Below are 433 nucleotides of genomic sequence, written 5' to 3' on the forward strand. Positions count from 1 at the left end.
CCGACGCACCGTCACGGGTGCTGTCACCCCCGACCCAGGAGCAGGACGTCGACGTGGTGCTCGCCGAGACCCGGGACCACGCCGGTCCCCCGGGTCCGACCGTCCCCGGCTGGGCGGGGGTGGGGCACGCGCGTGCGAGACCGGGTCCTCGCCACGTGCGCCCGCGGGGCGGACCGCCTCGCGGGCGCCGGGACGACCTCGACGGTCTGCGCGCGGTCGCCATCCTCCTCGTCGTCGCCTATCACGTGTGGCTCGGGCGCGTCTCCGGCGGCGTCGACGTCTTCCTCATGCTCTCCGCCTTCTTCCTGACGGGCTCCTTCGCGCGCAGGATGGCGGCGGGCAGCCACCTCGCGCTGGGGGCCTACTGGGCGCGGACGTTCAAACGCCTCGTGCCCACCTCGGCCGTCGTGCTGCGCTCCGCGCTCGTCGCCGT

General features: G+C 75.5%; 1 protein-coding gene. It reads left to right on the forward strand.

The genetic code is table 11. From position 1 onward, the window contains the following. Positions 1-17: 17 nt before the first annotated feature. Positions 18-433, forward strand: a 416-nt coding sequence (locus tag G3I78_RS48725; RefSeq protein WP_164437075.1) for an acyltransferase, incomplete at its 3' end; no start/stop codon positions are given.

Source organism: Streptomyces sp. SID13726 (assembly GCF_010548375.1).
Classification (GTDB): Bacteria; Actinomycetota; Actinomycetes; order Streptomycetales; family Streptomycetaceae; genus Streptomyces.